Annotated in this window: 17 protein-coding genes and 1 pseudogene; 8 read left to right on the top strand and 10 right to left on the bottom strand. The window is 69.8% G+C overall.

From position 1 onward, the window contains the following. Positions 1 to 85: 85 nt before the first annotated feature. The 8 genes and pseudogenes from IEZ21_RS26180 (at position 86) to IEZ21_RS26145 (ending at position 8943) form a co-directional block, all read left to right on the top strand. Positions 86 to 1081, top strand: coding sequence for a hypothetical protein (locus IEZ21_RS26180; RefSeq protein ID WP_189324327.1), 996 nt, complete (start codon positions 86 to 88; stop codon positions 1079 to 1081). Continuing rightward, positions 1078 to 2178 carry a zinc-dependent alcohol dehydrogenase gene (locus tag IEZ21_RS26175; RefSeq protein ID WP_189324326.1) on the top strand — a complete coding sequence of 367 codons (1101 nt, stop codon included), beginning with the start codon at positions 1078 to 1080 and terminating at the stop codon, positions 2176 to 2178. Before IEZ21_RS26180 ends, IEZ21_RS26175 begins: the two co-directional genes overlap by 4 nt. A gap of 45 nt (positions 2179 to 2223) precedes the next feature. Beyond that, positions 2224 to 3111 (top strand): SDR family oxidoreductase, encoded by an 888-nt coding sequence (locus IEZ21_RS26170; protein ID WP_189324325.1) that lies wholly within the window; start codon positions 2224 to 2226, stop codon positions 3109 to 3111. Between the two features lie 108 nt (positions 3112 to 3219). Further along, a pseudogene (locus IEZ21_RS26165) lies at positions 3220 to 3593 on the top strand (MmyB family transcriptional regulator); the annotation flags it as partial. Between the two features lie 221 nt (positions 3594 to 3814). After that, on the top strand, positions 3815 to 4456 hold the full coding sequence (locus IEZ21_RS26160; protein WP_189324324.1) for a (2Fe-2S)-binding protein: 642 nt from the start codon (positions 3815 to 3817) through the stop codon (positions 4454 to 4456). Between the two features lie 12 nt (positions 4457 to 4468). After that, positions 4469 to 5449, top strand: a complete 981-nt coding sequence (locus IEZ21_RS26155; RefSeq protein WP_189324323.1) for an FAD binding domain-containing protein — start codon at positions 4469 to 4471, stop codon at positions 5447 to 5449. Then, positions 5446 to 7632, top strand: coding sequence for a xanthine dehydrogenase family protein molybdopterin-binding subunit (locus tag IEZ21_RS26150; RefSeq protein WP_189324322.1), 2187 nt, complete (start codon positions 5446 to 5448; stop codon positions 7630 to 7632). The genes IEZ21_RS26155 and IEZ21_RS26150 overlap by 4 nt, the downstream gene beginning before the upstream one ends. A gap of 159 nt (positions 7633 to 7791) precedes the next feature. After that, positions 7792 to 8943 carry an XdhC family protein gene (locus tag IEZ21_RS26145; protein WP_189324321.1) on the top strand — a complete coding sequence of 384 codons (1152 nt, stop codon included), beginning with the start codon at positions 7792 to 7794 and terminating at the stop codon, positions 8941 to 8943. A 1-nt stretch (position 8944) separates the two neighbouring features. Here IEZ21_RS26145 and IEZ21_RS26140 read toward each other — a convergent pair whose 3' ends face one another. The 10 genes from IEZ21_RS26140 to IEZ21_RS26095 all read right to left on the bottom strand — a co-directional run bounded on the left by IEZ21_RS26140 (position 8945) and on the right by IEZ21_RS26095 (position 18757). Continuing rightward, positions 8945 to 9892, bottom strand: coding sequence for a nuclear transport factor 2 family protein (locus tag IEZ21_RS26140; protein ID WP_189324320.1), 948 nt, complete (start codon positions 9890 to 9892; stop codon positions 8945 to 8947). Positions 9893 to 10072: 180 nt separating this feature from the next. Beyond that, positions 10073 to 10864 (bottom strand): methyltransferase domain-containing protein, encoded by a 792-nt coding sequence (locus tag IEZ21_RS26135; RefSeq protein ID WP_189324319.1) that lies wholly within the window; start codon positions 10862 to 10864, stop codon positions 10073 to 10075. Positions 10865 to 10906: 42 nt separating this feature from the next. After that, complete coding sequence (locus tag IEZ21_RS26130) at positions 10907 to 11347, bottom strand: MarR family winged helix-turn-helix transcriptional regulator (RefSeq protein ID WP_189324318.1); 441 nt, start codon at positions 11345 to 11347, stop codon at positions 10907 to 10909. 90 nt (positions 11348 to 11437) lie between these two features. Then, a complete protein-coding gene (locus IEZ21_RS26125) occupies positions 11438 to 12112 on the bottom strand; it encodes a response regulator (RefSeq protein WP_189324317.1) in 675 nt (224 codons plus the stop codon). After that, the gene (locus IEZ21_RS26120; RefSeq protein ID WP_246568161.1) at positions 12109 to 13365 is read right to left on the bottom strand and encodes a sensor histidine kinase; all 1257 of its coding nucleotides are present in this window, start codon (positions 13363 to 13365) and stop codon (positions 12109 to 12111) included. Before IEZ21_RS26120 ends, IEZ21_RS26125 begins: the two co-directional genes overlap by 4 nt. Positions 13366 to 13486: 121 nt before the next feature. Next, positions 13487 to 14323: an ABC transporter permease gene (locus IEZ21_RS26115; protein WP_033318210.1), complete on the bottom strand. Its 837-nt coding sequence runs from the start codon at positions 14321 to 14323 to the stop codon at positions 13487 to 13489. Beyond that, a complete protein-coding gene (locus IEZ21_RS26110; protein WP_033318211.1) occupies positions 14320 to 15258 on the bottom strand; it encodes an ATP-binding cassette domain-containing protein in 939 nt (312 codons plus the stop codon). The genes IEZ21_RS26115 and IEZ21_RS26110 overlap by 4 nt, the downstream gene beginning before the upstream one ends. A gap of 291 nt (positions 15259 to 15549) precedes the next feature. Further along, on the bottom strand, positions 15550 to 16680 hold the full coding sequence (locus tag IEZ21_RS26105; protein ID WP_246568159.1) for a sensor histidine kinase: 1131 nt from the start codon (positions 16678 to 16680) through the stop codon (positions 15550 to 15552). A gap of 22 nt (positions 16681 to 16702) precedes the next feature. Next, positions 16703 to 17407 carry a response regulator transcription factor gene (locus IEZ21_RS26100; RefSeq protein ID WP_189324316.1) on the bottom strand — a complete coding sequence of 235 codons (705 nt, stop codon included), beginning with the start codon at positions 17405 to 17407 and terminating at the stop codon, positions 16703 to 16705. A gap of 285 nt (positions 17408 to 17692) precedes the next feature. Then, the gene (locus tag IEZ21_RS26095) at positions 17693 to 18757 is read right to left on the bottom strand and encodes a quinone oxidoreductase family protein (RefSeq protein WP_189324315.1); all 1065 of its coding nucleotides are present in this window, start codon (positions 18755 to 18757) and stop codon (positions 17693 to 17695) included. Positions 18758 to 18877 lie beyond the last annotated feature (120 nt).

The raw sequence follows: 18877 nt of genomic DNA, 5'->3' as shown, positions 1-18877 counted from the left end.
CCCGATCCTGCCGAACTCCCGGCACTGGGATCGGCTGACAACCTGAGCCGCATTACGCGACGCCACCCCGAACAAGGAGGTTGCCATGAGAGTCAACGAGGACCTCATGGTCATGGGATCGGACCAGCCGCTGCAGAGCGCCGTCCGAGACGAACACCTGCTGCTGTCGCCGCCGCATCCGCCCAAGGTACCCATCAAGCTTGCGGGCGAGCAGCCGGCACTGACCGTGGTGCACTACCCGCAGGAGTTCCAGGAAGAGGCGTACGCCCCGCCGCGCGGTGTCTACGAGAATGACGAGATCCGCGTCGAGTGGCAGAAACTGGACGGCCGACAGCCGTTCTACCACCGCAACTGCGACGTGGACGAGATCTCCTATCAGATCGCCGGCAAGCGCACCCTGATGACCGAACTCGGCTCGGTCGAGCACAACTGGCCCGGCGAATTCTCCCGCATCCCCCAAGGCGTGGCGCACGACAACTACAGCCGCGCCGAAAGCCACCTGCTGTTCTACATCCCCGCGCCGGTCACCGAACTGGTATCGGCCCACCGCGAGTCCCGGGCAATGTTCCCGCCGTTTCCCGGCTGGCAGCCCGGTGAGGCCAACGAGGCCGTCACCTGGAACATGGGCACACCCGGCCGCGACATCGTCCTCTTCCCGGTCGACGAACAGCAGCTGCTCGACCATGTGCACAGCGACGACCGCCGAATACAGGTCCTGCGCGCCGATCCTGACCGGGACACCACCTGGCTGTACGGCACCGACCGCGTGCGCCTCGGACTCGTCACCACCGTGCCCAGCGATGAACGCCGCTATCGCCGTACCCTCGATGCCGACGAGATCCAGTACCAGGCCGACGGCCACCGCACCCTGATCACCCAGCACGGCATCGTCGACCTCGAGCCCGGCGACTTCGTACGCATCCCGCTCGGCATCTCCCACGCCGACGGCACGACCGAGCCCGGCGCCTACGTCAGCCTGCTCTCGCGCGGCGAACTTCCCCAGGTCGCCGATACCTCCCGTGCCGCCGACCGCTACTCACCCGAACGGCTCGCGGCCCTCAAAGCGGAGGTCCACTCATGACCACGATGCTCGCCCTGCGCGCCCACCGCGATGCCACAACCCTTGCTCTGGAGGACATCCCCGTCCCCGAGCCCGGCCCGGTCGACGTCATCGTGCGGGTCGCCTCCGCCGGCCTGGCCCCGGGCATCATGCGCCTGCTCGAAATGGGCGCGTTCAAGCATCTGCCCACCACCCTCGGCTTCGAGGCCGCCGGCACCGTCGCCGCCGTCGGCAGCGACGTCACCGGCGTCCACATCGGCGACCGGGTCCGGGCGCACACCTTCCTGAACTGCCGTACCTGCATCTACTGCCGCACCGACCGCGACATGATGTGCCCACAGCAATCCATCATGGGCTACGCCGCCTTCAGCGACGCCGCGATGCCGCTCTACGACGAGTACCACAACGGCGTGCTCGCGGAATACGTGCGCCTCCCGCACTGGCTGGTCGACCCGCTGCCGGAATCCGTCAGCTTCGATGTCGCGGCCAAGGTCCACACCCTCGCCAACGCCGTACGCGCGCTCAAGTGGGCCGAACTGCCGATGGGATCCACCGTCGTCGTCACCGCCGCGACCGGTGCCATGGGCACCGCGACGGTCAAGCTCGCGAAGCACTTCGGTATCGCCGACCTGGTCCTCGTCGGCCGCCACAGTGACCGGCTCAAGGCCGTCGCGGGGCTGTCCGGTGGCATCCCGGCGGGCATCGTCGCCCTTGACGAACTCCCCGACGACTGGGCCGTGAGCGGCGCACTCGTCGGCCGGCTGCGCGAACTGGCACCCGGCGGAGCGCATGCCGTCCTCGACTACGTCCCCGACGGGCCGGTCACCGGCCAGGCCATGGCCGGGCTTGCGGCCGGCGGCGCGCTGGTGCACATGGGAGGCAATCACACGCCGCTGCCGCAGTCACCGATCGCACTCATGATGAACATGTGGCGCTTCGTCGGTACCCGCGCCTGTACCCGCAACGACGCGCTGGAAGTACTGCGCCTGCTGGAGACCGGCGCCCTCACCGCTGACGAGCTCATCACCCATCGATTCCCGCTCAGCGACGCGGTGGAGGCCATCAGCGCCATCCAACGCCGCGACGAACCCATGTGGATGCCCGTGATCAATCCCTGACCGCATATCCAACTGAGGAAAACTGAGGAAAGAGGGAACCGGAAAGTGTCCGAAACGGAAGCCGTACGCAGCGAAGAGCCGCCCTTGCTCGCGGTGGTCGGGGCGGCCGGGCTCTGCGGTACGTATCTGTTGGAGGCGGCGCGGCGCGCTCCGTTCAGGGTCCGCGCCGTGGTGCACGGGCCGGCAGGCCGTGAACGGGTGGCCGCCCTGGGCGCCGACGAGATCGTCGAGGCCGATCTCGCGGGGCCCGACTCCGTCCGTCAGGCGCTGAAGAACGCAGACTTCGTGTTCATGATCCCTCCGGCGTTCCACCCGGAGGAGGACGTCTTCGCGATCAGGGCGATCGAGGCGGCCGAGCACGCGGGTGCGTGCCGGTTCGTGTACCTGTCCGTCCTCCACCCGCACACCCCCGGGCTGCGTCACCACCTGCGCAAGGCGAACGCCGAGGCCGCCGTGCGGGCTTCGGGTCTGGCCTGGACGATCCTCCAGCCCTCGATGTTCGCCCAGATCGTCCTGTCGACGTGGGGGAGGGCTCCGGGTGGACCGGTGAACGTGCCGTTCGACGTCCACCACGAATTCTCGATGATCGACTTGCGCGAGCTCGCTGAAGTCGGCGTCAAGGTTCTGGCCGAGCAGGGGCACGACTCGGCGACCTACGAGCTGGCGGGACCCGCCGTCACGCTTGCCGAGGCCGTGCGTATCGCGGGGCGTGCACGAGGAGTGGAGCTCGAGGCGAGGACAGTCGACTGGGGGGAAGCGCCGCTCCCGCCAGGAGTGGCCGACGATCCGTCCAGGGGCCCCGACATGCGTGCCATGTGGCAGGACTATGACCGGCACGGCCTGCGCGGCAACAGCAACGTCCTGCGGATGCTGCTCGGCCGTGAACCCGCGTCCTTCGAGGAAGCGGCCGCTGCGTTCGCCGCCCGAGGCTGAACCGAAGCGGAGGCCGGCCTCAGCGGCGTGCTGCCGGCCCGGACCACGTCCGGCTCACAGGGCTCCCGCGTCCATGGCCCGTCCATGGCCGTCCACACCGTCGGGTACGACGAACGCGACCACCTGTTCCACCTGGCGGGCGAGGAGCCGGCGCGCCGCGGGACGACGTGCGCGCACGTAAGCCCCGGCCTGCTGCTGGTCCTCGACCGACTGCACGACACCCCGGCCCAGGTGCTGACCGACTGCGGCGACGTCCTGGCGCAGAACGCGAGGGCACGGGCGCCGGCGGGAGACGCCCTCACTCACCCGCCGCGCTACCGCAACCTGGCCCGCCGCTTCTTCCTCGATCCGGCCGCGCACGGCCTGTTTTCCCCCCGGAAGACCTGCCGGAGCACGCCCGTGCGCACGTGGCCAACCTGCGCGCGGTGACGGCCGCCCGCCCCGACGGCCCGGGACCGGCCGCGCTGATGGCGGAACTACGGGTGGCCGGTGGCGCCGGAAATGTTGTAAAGGTGCTTGATGCAATGACGGTTGCCTGATGAGCATCAGGAGGTTAATGCTGGGCTGGCGTTCCGAAACCCGGTCCTGATCATCGACGGGTCCTCGGTCAGCAATGCCGCAACGGGCAAGGCGTACCTTCGCGAAGCGGCATGGCATCGGTACGTCCTGACAACCACCCGCACCCCATCGAGGGAGAGTGGACATGTCCACCGAACATCCCGTCCAAGCCGAGACGCCCTCCGTCGAGCCCCCCTCCACGCCCACCCGGCGCACCTTCATCGCCACGACCACCGTTGTCGGAGGAGTCGCTGTGGCCGGCGGCCTGGTCGCGGGTCCGCTCACGCCCGTCGCGGAGGAAGCGGTGGCCGCTGAGGCGCCGCCCGGCAGCCGTGTCTCCTTGACGGTCAACGGCGTCCGGCGCACCGTCACGGTCGACAACCGCACCTCGCTGCTGGATCTGTTGCGCGAGCATCTCGATCTGACCGGTTCGAAGAAGGGCTGCAACGCCGGTGCCTGTGGCGCCTGTACGGTCCTGGTCGACGGACGCCGGATCAACTCCTGCCTGACGCTGGCGGTGCGTCTGGACGGCGCCGAGGTCACCACGATCGAGGGCCTGGCGAAGGGTGACCGGCTCCACCCGCTGCAGCAGGCGTTCATCGACCAGGACGCCTTCCAGTGCGGCTTCTGTACGCCGGGCCAGATCGTGTCCGGCGTCGGTTGCATCAAGGAGGGGCACACCGGCTCCCCGGAAGAGATCCGGGAGTGGATGAGCGGCAACCTCTGCCGCTGCGGCTGCTACGTGAAGATCGAGCGCGCGGTCGAGCAGGCCGCCGGCCGGAAGTGAGGACCGATCCCCATGTATCCCTTCACCTACACCAAGGCCGCGGACACGCGTGAGGCCCTCAACGCCGGTCGCGGCGGCGGGCGTTACATCGCCGGCGGCACCACTCTCGTCGACCTGATGCGGGAGACCGTCGAACGTCCCGAGACGCTGGTCGACATCAGCGCGCTGCCGCTGCGCGAGATCACCGTCACCAAGAGCGGTGGCCTGCGCATCGGTGCGCTGGTCAGCATGACCGAAGCCGCCGCCCACCGGGGGGTGCGTGCTCTGTATCCGGTGATCTCCGAGGCGCTGGAGCTGAGCGCGTCGGCTCAGTTGCGGAACATGGCGACCATCGGTGGCAACATCATGCAGCGCACTCGCTGTACGTACTTCCGTGATGTGACCGCCGACTGCAACAAGCGCGAACCCGGCTCCGGTTGCGCCGCCCAGGAGGGCTTCAACCGCAGCCACGCGATCCTCGGCACCTCCGACAGCTGCGTCGCCACACACCCCTCCGATCTCGCGGTCGCCCTCGCCGCCCTGGAGGCCACCGTCCACCTGCGGGGCCCGGACGGCGAACGCACCCTGCCCTTCGCGGACTTCCTGCTGAAGCCCGGCAGCACTCCGAACCGCGAACAAGCCGCCCGTCCAGGCGAGTTGATCACCGCCGTGGAGATCCCGGCCCATCCTCGTCCACTGAAGTCCGGCTACCTGAAAGTGCGCGACCGGCAGTCCTACGAGTTCGCGCTCACCTCGGCCGCGGTCGCGCTGCATGTACGCGGCGGCGTGATCCGCGAGGCGCAGGTCGCCGCCGGAGGCGTGGGCACCGTGCCCTGGAAGCTCCCTGCCGTCGAAGAAGCCCTGGTCGGCGAGCGCCCCTCCGACCGGCTGTGGACCGAGGCCGCCGAGCACGCGGCCGACGGGGCCCGCCCCCTCACGCACAACCGGTTCAAGGCCGAGCTGCTCAAACGCACCGTCGAACGCCAGCTGCGCACCGTAGGAGGCAGCAAATGAGCCAGCCACAGGCAGCGGTCGGTGCGGCGGCGCCCCGGGTCGACGCACGGCTGAGAGTGACAGGGAAAGCGAAGTACGCCGCCGACAACAGCCCCGACGGGGTCGTGCACGCGGTCCTCGTCGAGAGCAGCGTCGGCCGGGGCCGTGTCACCGGCATCGACGCCCGCGCCGCCGAAGCCCAGACCGGCGTCCTGAAGGTGATCAGCCACCTCAACGCCCCCGAACTGCCGCCCCGTGAAGGGCAGTTCCCGCCGGGTGAGCCGCTGCGCCCCTTGCAGGACGACCGCATCCGGTTCTTCGGCCAGCCCGTCGCGGTCGTGGTGGCGACCACGCTGGAGACCGCCCAGCACGCCGCGAGCCTGGTGGAGGTCTCCTACGACGCCGAGCCTGTCTCGACCGACATCAGCGCCGCCGAACCCGCCGACGACCCGGAGACCTATGCGCGAGGCGACGCCGACGGTGCCCTGGAATCCGCCCCTGTCCGGCTGGACCTGACGTACCGGATGGCCCGCAACCACCACAACCCGATAGAACCGGCCGGCACCGTCGCCCGCTGGGACGGTGACCGGCTGACCGTCTGGGAGAAGACCCAGTATGTGCAGGGCACCGTGTTCACCTTGTCCGCCGAGTTCGGGATCCCGCCGGACAGCATCCGCGTCATCTCGCCGTTCGTCGGCGGCGCCTTCGGCAGCGCCGCCCGTACCTGGGTGCAATCCGTCATCGCTGCCCTGGCCGCCCGTGAAGTGAAACGTCCCGTCAAACTCGTTCTCACGCGCAGGCAGCTGTACTTCGGCGTGGGATTCCGGCCCGCATACGAGTACGAACTGCGCCTCGGCGGCAACCGGCAGGGCCGCCTGACCGCGTCGGCGCACGATATCCGCACCGAGAGCTCCCGCTACGAGAGGCACAGCGAACACGTTCTGGAACCCGGCCGGATGCTCTACAGCACGCCCAACGTCCGTCAGGCCTACCGTCACGTCCCGCTGGACGTGAGCACCCCGTGGTTCATGCGCGGCCCCGGCTACGCCAGCGGCGCCTTCCCCGTCGAGACGGCGATGGACGAACTCGCCCACGAACTGGGCCTGGACCCGATCGAGCTGCGGCTGCGCAACGAACCCGCCGATGACGAGTCCACCAATCTGCCGTTCTCCACCCGCCGCCTGCGTGACTGCTACCGCGCGGGCGCCCGCGAGTTCGGCTGGCACCGGCGCAACCCCAAGCCCCGCTCGACGCGTGACGGCGACTGGCTCATCGGCATGGGGATGGCCGCCGGTGTCTACGACACCCAGCGCAGCGAGGCCCAGGCCTCGGTCCGGCTGGATGCCGACGGCATCGCCCTGGTGCAGTCCGCGACCAGCGACATGGGTCCCGGCACGGCCACCTCCATGACCCAGGTCGCCGCCGACGCCCTCGGCCTGACCATGCGCCAGGTGACCTTCCGGCTCGGCGACTCCCTGATGCCCCCGGCCCCCGTCCACGCCGGCTCACAGACCATGGCCAGCGTCGGCTCCGCCGTCCAGGACGGCTGCGACAAGCTGCGCAAGCAGGCCATCACGCTCGCGGTCGGGGACGAGGACTCGCCGCTGTACGGAGCCGACGCCGCCGACATCGTCGTACGAGGCGGTCGGCTGTATGTGAAGAACAACCCCACGCGCGGGGAGACGTACCAGCGCCTCCTGGCCCGCAACAACCGCAGCCACCTCGAAGCGATGGGCTCGTACGCCGGGGCGTCGGAAGCGGAGAAGTTCTCCTTCTACGCCTACGCCGCGACGTTCGCCGAAGTCGCCGTCGACGCCCACCTCGGCCTCGTACGGGTGCGGCGCATGGTCGGCGTGTACGACGCCGCCCGGATCATCAACCCGAGGCTCGCCGACAGCCAGGCCATCGGGGCCATGACCGGCGGTATCGGTCATGCCCTCCTCGAGCACACGGTCACCGACCACCGCGACGGCCGGATCGTCAACGCCAACCTCGCCGACTACCTCGTGCCGACCCACGCCGACATGCCCGAAATGAAGGCGATCTACATCGAGGGGGAGGACTACGAAGCCGACCCGATCGGCGTCAAGGGACTCGGTGAGATCGTCATCGTCGGAGTGGCGCCCGCCATCGCCAACGCGGTGTTCAACGCCACCGGCCGCCGGGTCCGCGAGCTGCCGATCAAGCCTGAGGCCCTCCTCTGAACCCCCGGGTGGCCGGAGTGCCCCACCCGGCCACCCGGGCTCCCAAGCGTCCGGCGGCTCATGACGCCACACCGCCGGGCACCAGGGCCGCCGCCGCGGTTTCCTCTCCCAGGGCGCGGCGGCGGCCCGCCAAGTCACTCACCTCACGGAAAGCCCGCCATGCTGAACATCGCGGACGCATTGCACCAGTGGTGCCGCGAGGCCCACCCCTTCGCCCTCGCCACCGTCGTCCATGTCAGTGGCAGTGCACCCCTGCCCGTCGGCACGGCAATGGCCGTGGACACGGACGGCACCGCGGTCGGCAGCATCTCCGGCGGCTGTGTCGAAGCGGCGGTCTACGAACTGTGCCAACACGTCCTCGCACACGGCGGGCTGCCCGCCCGCGCCGGCTTCGGCTACTCCGACGACGACGCCTTCGCCGTCGGCCTGACCTGCGGCGGCGAGATCGAGGTCCTGGTACAGCGCGTGGAACCCGCCGCCGAGCCCCACCTCGCCGCCGCCCTCGAAGCCGTGCTCGCGGGGCGCCCCACGGCCGTGGCCCACGTCGTCGACGGCCCCGACGAGCTCGTCGGCCGCACGCTCCACGTCCCTGGCGAGGGGCCCCACGACGGCACGCTCGGCTCCGGGAGTGACGACCGGCAGGTCGTGGCGCACGCCCGCGCGCTCCTGTGCGTGGGCCGCACCGCCTGCATCGAGGTCGGTAGCGACGCCGACACCTGTCCCCGGAAGCTGACCGTCCTCGTCCACACCCACGCATCCCGCCCGCGCATGCTGATTTTCGGCGCCGTCGACTTCGCCGCCGCCCTCAGCCAGGCCGGACACTTCCTCGGCTACCACGTCACCGTCTGCGACGCCCGCCCGGTCTTCACCACCACCGCCCGCTTCCCGCACGCCGACGAGGTCGTCACCGACTGGCCCCACCGCTACCTCGCGGCCACCGAGACCGATGCCCGCACCGCCGTCTGCGTCCTCACCCACGATGCCAAGTTCGACATCCCCCTGCTGCGTCTGGCACTGACCCTCCCCGTCGGCTACATCGGCGCGATGGGCTCCCGACGCACCCACGAGCACCGCATCGACCTGCTCCGGGAAGCCGGCGTCCCCCAGGACCAACTGGCCCGTCTGCACTCGCCGATCGGCCTGGACCTCGGTGCTCGTACTCCCGAGGAGACAGCGATCTCCATCACGTCGGAGATCATCGCCCACGCCAACCGTGGCACGGGCCGGCCCCTGTCGCACGGCACCGGCCCCGTCCACCGCGATCCTTGGCCGGCTCGCGCGGCCGATCAGGTCGCGCGGACCGGGGCATAGCTCAGAACATGGTGTTGTCGTTCGCCGATGTCTCCGGCACCGCCTGGATGACGTCCCAGTGCTCGACGATCTTCCCGTTCCGCACGCGGAAGATGTCCACGACCGCGCTGCCACGCTCGCCCGGCGCCGGGACGAAGTGGCTGTGGACGGCCACCAGGTCTCCCTCGGCGATGACCCGCTTCGGCGTGTACGTCAGTTGCGGGAACTGCTGGAAGAACCACCCCAGCCCGGCCTTCGCTCCCTCGGGCCCGTTCTCGACATCGGGATTGTGCTGGTAGTAATCGGCGGCCACGTAGGTGTCGATGCCGGACAGGTCCTTACGGACGAGAACCTGGTCGTAGTAGGCGGTCACCAGCTTCTTGTTGCGCGCGGTGAGCCCCCGCGATCCCGGCTCCTGGGTCTGCGGTCGGCTGAGCGTGGAGAACATGTCGTTGCCGCTGGCGGTGGTCTCCGGCACCTCCTGCGACGCGTCCCAGTGCTCGGCGATCTTCCCGCCCTCGAAGCGGAAGATGTCGACGACCGCGTCGCCACGGGTACCCGGCGTCATGACGACGTTGGAGTGCATCACCACCAGGTTCCCCTCGGAGAAGACCCGCTTGACGTTGTATCTGGCGTTCGGGAACTGCTGGTGAAGGAACACTCCGAGGTTCTTCAGGGCCTCGGCACCGTTGGCGGAGTTCGGGTTGTGCGCGATGTAGTCCGGCCGTACGAACCGGTCGACGACCTTGGTGTCCCCGCGCTCGAACACGCCCTTGGTGACACGGACGGCGACGGACTCCTGGTGGCTGAGCCGAGCCTTCTCACCGCGGCCGAAGCCGGAACCGGCGTCGTGGGCGGCGATCGAGGGGGTGGCCGCGGCGGCGGGCACCACGGCGACGCCGACTGCGAGAGCCGCGGTCATGAGTGCGGCAGTGGTGGTCCTGCGGGCGTGTGCGGGAGTGGTGTTCATGGCGCTCTCCTTGGCGGTCATGGCAAATTAAGTACGACGCGCTGACTAAAATAGTCAGCTCCTCTGACTTATCTGCGGTCAGATTAGTCAGAGAGGCTGACTATCGTCAAGGAGCTCGCAGGAGCTGTGACCGGACGCCGAGCTGTCAGACGCCCAGGGAGCAGCGCCTCATCCCGACCCTCAGGGGCGCCGGGCGAAGGCGACGAAGTTGGCGCCGAAGAACCTGACCTCGCGCCCGTCGTGTTCGGCCCTGCAGAAGGCCTCGTCCCAGCGGGCGATGTCCTCCGGCGTGACCAGGCCTTCGACGATCATGGCGTCGCGGGCGGCCCAGGCCGGGCCGCGCATACCCGGCGGCGTGATCACATCGATGTGCCCCTCGAAGGCGACGAGCTCCAGGCCGGCCGAGGTGAGCAGTTCGTCGAGCCGGGTGCCGATGGTGAGGTCGTTGCCTCGGCGGCGGTGCAGTTCGCGGTACCGCTCGTCCATCTCCTCGTACGCCGCTGGGGCTCCGCGCAGCCGGAAGGAGTCGGCGTCGATGTCGTCGAGGTACACGGCACCGCCGCCCGGCCTGGCCAGTGTGGCGAGGTGGTCGACGATCGCCTGCTCACGGCCACCGTTGTGGGCCAGGACATGCCGGAGCATCACCAGGTCGAAGGTTCCGGCGGGCAGCCCGGTGGCGTCGGCGGACCCGGTCGCCGTGTGCACCCGCACCCCGGCCTTCTCGGCAAGGACGGAGGCAACGGACAGCGCGTCGCCGTCCCGGTCGACCGCCCACACAGCGCCGTCCGGGCCGGCCGTCTTCGCCAGCCGCACCGCGATCGCGCCGGGTCCGCATCCCACATCCGCGATCCGCGCACCGGGGGCCGCTCCTGCGGCGACCCACAGGTCACGTTCCCTCCGCTCGGCGGCTTCGGCCATGAGCTGGTACCGCTCGATCTCCGCGTCACTGAGGGCCAACGAGTACTCGGGCATCTCGGCCTCTCCCGTCGTCTGCTTCGGTCGCGATGGACGGCCTCACCGGCCGAGGTACGGGTCCGTGATCTCGCGGAGCCTTGCGAGGCCGTCGCGCAGCTGGTCCATGCGACGTTTGCCGAGGTGGGCGGTCCACTCGGCCTCGATCTCGGCGATCGCCGCAACGGCGATGGGGTGTATGGCCTGTGCCTTGCCAGTCTGGCGGATCAGCCGGGCGCGGGCATCCGTGGGATCCGGGCCGCGCTCCACGTATCCGCCGGCCTCCAACTGGTCGACCAGGTAGCCGGCGGTCTGTTTCGTCACCTGTGTGGCCTCGGCGAGTTCGCTGAGGCGGGTGCCGTCGGCGTTGATGCGCTGCAGGAGCTTGAACTGCGCCATGGTGACGTCGTCGTACCCGGCCTCGGTGATGGCGGCGAAGACCCGGTCGCCCATCGCCCGGTAGGCGATGAAGAGCAGGGACCCGATGTCGAGCTGGTCGGTCATGCGGCCACGACTCCTTCAATTTTCTCGGGAATCGTCAGGTGCTCTGACTGAGTTTGAACCTCTAAGAGTCAGAGAGACTGACTATTTTAGTCAGAGTACCGGCCCTTGGCCCCGTGCGAAGCCGGTCTGGTAGGCGATCACGACGAGTTGGGCGCGGTCCCGGGCACCGAGCTTGGCCATGATGCGGTTCACGTGGGTCTTGGCGGTCCAGGGCGAGACGTGGAGACGTTCGGCGATGGCGTCGTTGGAGAGACCGGCGGCCACGAGGACGAACACTTCACGCTCGCGTTCGGTCAGGCTCGTCAGTTCCGGCACCGAAGGGCCTTTGGGATCCGGTACGGAGAGGTAGCGGGCGATGAGCGCCCTGGTCGCCTTCGGTGACAGCAGTGCCTCGCCCCGGGCGACCAGACGGATGGCGTCGAGGAGGCCGGTGGGCTCCACGCCCTTGCCGAGGAAGCCGCTGGCCCCGGCACGCAGCGCCTGGAAGACGTATTCGTCCGCTTCGAAGGTCGTCAGGATCAGCACCCGTACGCCTGCGAGGTCGTCGTCGGCTGTGATGGCGCCGGTGGCGGCGAGGCCGTCCATGTCGGGCATCCGGATGTCCATCAGCACGACGTCGGCGAGAGTGCTGCGGGCCAGCCTGACCGCTTCCTCGCCCGTCGCCGCCTCACCGACGACCTCCAGGTCCGGTTCCGACTCGATGATCATGCGGAAGCTGACACGGACGAGGGCCTGGTCGTCGGCGAGCAGGACACGGATGGTCATGCGGGTCTCTCCTGCACGGTCGTTGCAGCCGTCTCTGCGGCAGATCCGCTCGGAGCATCCGCCGGTGTTTCGGTCTCCGGCAGCGGCAGACGCACGTCGAGGCGGAAACGACCGTCGGCGCCCGTTCCGGCGTGGAAGCTGCCGCCGACCGCGTGGGCGCGCTCACGCATGCCCGTCAGCCCGTGGCCGGTGCCCTGGGCGTCCGGGACCGGGCCGGTGCGTACCGGGTTGGAGATCTCGATGTGCAGCGCGTCGGTCCGGTAGTCGACGAGCAGGTCAGCCACGGCGTCGGCGCCGTGCTTGTGGGCGTTGGTCAACGCCTCCTGGATGACGCGGTAGGCGGCCAGATCGACGGCGGTCGGCAGGGGGCGCGGTCGGCCGGCCTGCCGGTGGCGGACGCTCAGCCCGGCGGCGGCCAGCGATTCGATGAGCCGTCCGAGGCGGGACAGACCGGGCACGGGTTCCGTCGGCTGCGCCTCGTCCGTCTCGTCGCCGGACTGTCGTAGTACGTGTAGCAGCGAGCCCAGTTCGTCCAGCACCGTGCGGCCGCCTTCGCGGATGTGGCCGAGTGCCACCTCTGCCCGGTCCGGCCGGTCACGCAGGAAGTGTCCGGCGACGCCCGCCTGAATGGTGATCAGGGCGATGTGGTGGGCGACCACATCGTGGAGTTCCCTGGCGATGCGCAGCCGCTCCTCGGCGACCCGGCGGCGGGCCTCCACTTCCTTGCTCGCCTCCGCACGTTGCGCCCGCTCCTCCATCGCGGCCGTGTAGTCGCGCCAGGTGCGCACGGTGCCCCCGACAGCGGCGAACGTGCCGACCCAGGCGAACACGGCGCCGCCCTCCGGGTCGGAGGCCGAGTCCATCGGATAGGCGACGACGACGTACAGCGCGGTGGCCGTGAGGGCGGCGGCGATCACCGCGGTCCGACGCCGGACCGTACGGGCCACGGTGTAGACCGCGATGAACGCGGTGACGGCGAGCACGGGTGATGGACGGGAGGCGAGGACGGTGAAGGAGGTCTCGCCGAGCACCGTCAGCGCCAGGACGGGAAGCGGTGCCCGTCGGCGGGCCAGCAGGAGGAGGACCGCGGCCCCGGCGGCAACGGCGTCGGCACCTGACGGTGCTTCGCCGTCGGGCCCTCGTCCGATCAGCAGGTAGAGCAGGCCGCCGACGCCCACGACGGCGGCGAGGGCGGCGTCCAGCAGGCGTGGCTCGACGCCGGTCACCCGTCGCCACGCCGCCGGGCCGGTCACGGCTGCACCGTCCCCTCGTACCGAGTCCCCTTGTACCGGCGGACGGGACCACCCGCCCGTATGCCAGAGGGGTACGAGCGGGTGGGCGGAGTGCCGGCGGCGATGTACTCAGGCATCGGACTCAGGCATCGCGTCGCTTGAGCAGGACGGCCGCGCCGGCCAGGAGTACCACGATGTACACGGCGAACACCGCCAGTCCGGACCCGGATGACAGTGAGCCGCTCTCCGTCTGCACCGCCATGAACGCGTTCGCCGCGTTCGACGGCAGGTACGGGCCGATGGCGTCGTTCCAGCTGCTGGGCAACAGCTGGATCAGGCCGGGCACCACGAACAGCGCGCCCACCACGAGGGTGATCGCCCCGGCGGTGTTGCGCAGCAGGGCGCCGACCGCCAGACCGATCAGGCCGGCTCCGGTCAGGTAGACCGCCGCGCCGATGACCGCGCGGAACACCCCCGGATCCGACAGCGCGGCGGTGTCCATGTCGCGGGAGGACAGGACCGACTGGCCGAGCAGGAAGGCACCCAGGGCCGCGATGAACATGAGTACGAAGCTCACCGCGGCGAAGACGACCACCTTGCCCCACAGCACCGGCAGGCGTGAGGGGACTGCGGCGAGCGTGGCGCGGATGGTTCCGGTGGCGTACTCACCGGCGCTCATCAGGACTCCGAGCACCGCGGTGGCCAGCGCGGCGAGCATCACGCCGCCCAGGGTGATCGAGGTCGGGTCGCTGAAGTCCTCCTGGTCGGGGCCCTCTCCCGAGCCGACCACGCTGCTGAACAGCAGGCCGAAGCCGATGAGGAGGGCGACCGTGATCGCCAGCGTGAGGGTCGTCGAGCGCAGCGACCGCAGTTTGATCCATTCCATGTGGACGACCCGCGGAAAGGTGACCCGCTGACGGTCCGCCGACCGGCGTTCTGTCCTGTTCGTGTCCTGCGGGGCGAGGTCTGTGGTGCTCATCGGTTCGTCCTTCCCGTCGTGACGGGCTCCGCGGTGGTGGCGTGGTATTCGACGGAGTCGTGGGTCAGCTCCATGAACGCCTCTTCCAGCGAGGCCTCCTGACGGAACAGCTCATGCAGGACCACGCCGGCGGCCGCGGCGCGTTCACCGATCTCGGCCGCCTCCAGTCCGGTGACGTCCAGTACACCGGGCTCGCTGGTCGAAACCGTGACGTCGTCGCCCAGCAGCAGGGCACGCAGGTCCGCGGCCTGCGGTGAGCGCACCCGTACGCTGCGGCTGGAGGACCCGGCGATGAATTCGGCGAGCGGACCGGCGGACAGCAGCCGCCCCCGTCCGATCACGATCAGGTCCTCGGCGATCAACGCCATCTCGGTCATCAGGTGAGAGGAAACGAAGACCGTCCGGCCCCGGTCCGCGAGATCCTTCAACAGGTTGCGGATCCACAACACCCCTTCGGGATCAAGGCCGTTGACCGGTTCGTCCAGCATGACGACCTGCGGATCACCGAGCAGCGCCGAGGCGATGCCCAGCCGCTGCCCCATGCCCAGCGAGAAGCCGCCCGCACGCTTGCGGGTCACCTCCGTAAGCCCGACCATGTCGATCACCTCCAGCACCCGCCGTTTGCCGATGCCGTTGCTCGCCGCCAGAGCCAGCAGGTGGTGATAGGCCGAACGACCGGGGTGGATCGACTTCGCTTCCAGCAAGGCCCCGATCTCCTGCAGCGGGGCCTTGTGCTGCTCGTACGGGCGGCCGTTGATGCGCGTCGTGCCGGACGACGGCCGGTCAAGGCCCATGATCATCCGCATCGTGGTCGACTTGCCCGCGCCGTTGGGCCCGAGGAAGCCCGTCACCACTCCAGGACGCACGGTGAAGCTCAGCGCGTCGACCGCGAGCTTGTCCCCGTACCTCTTACTGAGGCCGTTCACCTCGATCACAATCCACCTCCGGGTTGTTTTAGGCCTCAAGGTTCTTGCAAGACGGTCGCCTTTCGCGTCGCCCTACGGCGGTCACTGCGTGTACCACGACCGCGGTACGCCGCTGCCGACGGCAACGACCGTGGGGTGACGCTCGTCGTCGCTCGCCATGCTCGAGCGAGGTTGACCACTGGCTCGAGAGGGCCGTGAGCTGCGGATCCGTCGAGCCGCCCACCTCCGCGTCGCGGTACAAGTACATCCGGCTGCGGGCGCCCACCGGGACGTCGCTCCGTGTCGGCGGACACGTGGGTGTCAGTGGGAGACCTCAGCCGTGTCGGTCCCTGGGGCGGGTTCCTGCGGTAGGCGCAGGGTGAACATCGCCCCCTTGCCCGGTCCCGGCGATTCGGCGGCGATGTCTCCGCCGTGGGCTCGGGCGATGCCCCGGGCGATGGTCAGGCCGATGCCGCTGCCGCCGGCGGCAGCGGGCCGGCCGGGATGCTCAAGGCGTTCGAAGCGGTGGAAGATGCGCTCCAGGTCGTGTGCGGAGATGCCGATGCCGTCGTCCACGATGCGGACGATCACGTGGTGCCCGGGATACGGGTCGCTGTGCACGGACAGCGCCACATGCCCGTGGGGGTCGCATGCGGTCAGTGCGTTGCCGAGCAGGTTCACCAGGACCTGGGTGATCCGGTCCGGGTCGCAGAGGGCGACGGCGGGTGTGTCCGCGTCCATGCTGAGGGTCACCATCTGGTCGTCGTACTGGGGGCGCAGCCGTTCGGCTGTGGCCCGTGCCAGCGTGGCCACGTCGGTGGGCTTGCGGTGAAGAGCGAAGGCGCCCTCCTCCGACCGGGACAGGCTGGAGAGGTCGCCCGCCAGGCGCTGCAGCCGGTCCAGGTCGTCGGCGAGCGAGGCGAACATCGCGTCGTCGGGGACGAAGATGCCGTCGGCCATGCCCTCGATCTGGCCGCGCAGGATGGTGATGGGGGTCCGCATCTCGTGGGCGACCTCGGAGATCAGCCGGGCGCGGCGGCGTTCGGTGTCGGCAAGGGTTGCCGCCAGCCTGTTCACGTCCTCGACCAGCGCCGCCAGGCCCGGCTCGCTGGGGATTTCGAGGATGTCGTCGTAGTGCCCCTCGGCGAGCCGGTGCGTGGCGGCGCGGACCCTGTCGAGCGGACGCAGCAGAAACCGGGACAGGGCGATGGACGCCGGGAAAGCCGCGGCCACTCCGAACAAAAGACCGACCTGCAGGACCACGTCGCCTTCGATGTCGTCAAACCCGAGCCACACTTCGATCAGCGCGCTGATCGCCGCCATGGCCAGCAGTGCCAGGAGGAGCACCATGACGTGCGAGAGCACCAGCCGGTTGCGCAGCGACAGACGCTCCTGGAGTCGGCGCAGCCGCGCACGACTTTTGCGGTAGGCCGGGAAGCGGGAGGGCGGCATGGGCGGGTGTCCTTCCTGGCCGTTAGCCGGGGCGCCCGATGAACCGGTAGCCGATGGTGCGGACGGTGCCCACGAACCGCGGTGCGCTCGCGTCGTCGCCCAGCGCGCGCCGCAGGGTACGGATGTGTACGTCCACGACGCGCTCGTCGCCGAAGAAGTCCTCGCCCCACACCTGGGCCAGCAGGCCGCGCCGGGTGAAGACCCGCCCGGGGACCCGGGCCAGCGCGAACAGCAGATCGAAGTCGAGGGCGGACAGCTCCACGGTCCGGTCGGCGTCGACGAGGACGGTCCGCGTCTGGGGATCGACACTCAGGCCGTCGAAGCGCAGCACCTCGTCCTCGTGGGCCGCCTCGGGCCGGTTGTCGGCGCGCCGCAGGATCGCGCGCACGCGCAGTGCCAGTTCTCGAGGGCTGAACGGCTTGGTGACGTAGTCGTCGCTGCCGGTGGTGAAGCCGATCAGCCGGTCGACCTCCTCGTCCCGGGCGGTGAGCATGATCACCGGGATCTGGCTCGCCTCCCGGACACGGCGCAGGACCTGGAATCCGTCCAGCCCCGGGAGCATCACATCGAGCACCACCAGGTCCGGCCGGTCACGGGTGACCGCCTGCAGAGCGGACGGTCCGTCCGCGGCTTCGATGACGTGGAACCCGTCCGCCTCCAGGTAGCCGCGCACGGTCATGCGGATCTTGGGTTCGTCATCGACGACCAGAACGCGCTGCGTACTCATCGTGCTCGCTTTCCATCGCCGAGGTGGGGAGGGGAAGGGGGAGGGCCGTCGTGGCCGCGGGGTGACCGGCGGTGTGGAGGTAGAGGGCCTCGAACGCGGCCAGCGTACGGCGGACGCCGTGGCCGGCGACGATCTCCCGGCCGGCCTCGCCCATCCGGCGCCGGGTCGCCGGGTCGTCGAGCAGTTCGATGAGGTGGCCGGCACAGAGCGGGCTGCTCTTTCCGGCAGCCGTGACGGTGGCGCGCTGACCGCGCCTTCCGCGGGCGTCAGCAATCGATCCGGGTGTCAGGGCAGGAGGAGCACTTTGCCGATCTGCCGTTGGCTTTCCAGGTACGAGTGGGCCTCCGCCGCCTCTGCCAGGGGGTAGGCCCGGTCGATGATCGGGTTGATCCTTCCGGCCGCCAGCAGCTCCAGGCACAGCTGCTGGTCCCGCCAGGTCGCGCCGCGCACACTGGCGATCCTCACCTGCTGGCCGATGAGCGCGAGTGCGTCCAGCTCGAGCCGGGATCCCTGGCCGCTCGGTGTGCCCAGGACGATGACCGTGCCGCCGAGCCGTATGCAGGAAAGGGAGAGCTGGAAGAAGTCGTTGCCGCCGACACAGTCCCAGACGGCGTCGGCGCCCAGACCGTGCGTCAGCTCCCTGACCTGTGCCGGCAGTCGGGGATCGGTGGAGTGCAGGATGTGGTCGTAGCCGAGCTTCCTGAGTGCTTCGTCGCGGTCCGGCTTGGTGGTGGTGCCGATGGCGGTGGCTCCGCTCAGCTTCGCCAGTTGTGCGCAGGCGATCGCCATCCCGCCGCTGGCGCCGGTGATGACCACCGTGTCGCCGGGACCGACGGGTGCCTGCCGCGCACAGTTGAGCGGGGTGGTGTAGGTCCACATGGTGGCTGCGGCTGTCCCGAAGTCGACGCCGTCGGGGATGGGCAGGATCGCGTCCTGGCGACGCACGACGTACTCGGCGTATCCGCCGAAGACCTGGTGTCCGGGGTAGGCGGTGTCGACGCACAGGTTTTCGAGCCCGCGTACGCACAGGGCGCAGTTACGGCACGGCGGATGCGGAAGCTGCACCGCCCTGTCGCCGGGGCGCCACCTGGTGACGTTCTCGCCGGTGGCGACGATTTCACCGGCCGCGTCCCGGCCGAGCTGGAACGGCAGAGGCCACGGCGGCCGTCCCGGGAGAGGCTGCGGCAAGTTGCCCGCGCGGTACCGCAGATCCCAACTGTTGACGGCCGTGGCGTGCACGCGCATCAGGATGTCGTCGGGGCCGACCTCGGGAATCGGCGCCTCTGTGTACTTGAGCACCTCGGGCCCGCCATGTTCGAACAGGCGGACCGCCATCATGGTCTGTTTCACTGTCACGTTCCTTCAGATCGTTACGCGGTTCATCGGGGGCTCCATGGAGCCGCCTGCGCCTCGCCCGCCCCGGTGAGACCGTGTGCGAGCGGACCTCGACCAAGCGGCTTGCCAAGCGCC

Origin of the sequence: Streptomyces flaveus (genome assembly GCF_014647675.1) — a bacterium.
Lineage (GTDB): Bacteria > Actinomycetota > Actinomycetes > Streptomycetales > Streptomycetaceae > Streptomyces > Streptomyces flaveus.
The sequence above is the reverse complement of the archived record's forward strand: the minus strand, read 5'-3'. Positions and strand labels throughout refer to the sequence as shown.